Origin of the sequence: Priestia sp. SIMBA_032 (genome assembly GCF_046535215.1) — a bacterium.
Taxonomy (GTDB): domain Bacteria; phylum Bacillota; class Bacilli; order Bacillales; family Bacillaceae_H; genus Priestia; species Priestia aryabhattai.
Map to the genome: position 1 here is coordinate 1 of NZ_JAWRXD010000383.1, position 303 is coordinate 303.

The 303-nt window shown below is 37.3% G+C and carries 1 protein-coding gene; it reads left to right on the forward strand.

Features of this window, described 5'->3' with window-relative positions:
- Positions 1-236: purine/pyrimidine permease (locus SB717_RS34850; RefSeq protein WP_410907449.1), on the forward strand; the 236-nt coding region annotated here is incomplete at its 5' end.
- Between the last annotated feature and the right edge of the window lie 67 nt (positions 237-303).

A 303-nucleotide genomic window follows, 5' to 3' on the forward strand; every position in this document is an offset into this window, starting at 1 on the left:
TGATTGGCCTCGCCTTTCGAGAATACGAAACGGTCCAGGATAAAGAACAATTATTTAAAGTATCCTGTCTTTCAATCTTCACAGGAGTCGGAGTTAGGTTTTTTCCAGCAGGAGCATATTCCACACTTCCACCATTTCTAGCATCGTTTTTAAGTAACGGTCTCGTTCTTGGATCTGTAATGGCCATTTTGCTAGAAATACTATTTTCTCGTTCCACAGCAAAACAAATATCGTAAATTGGAAAACTTCCATTATTGCACTCTACCTTTAGAGTTGTTACGATAAAATCAAACTTGAATCATT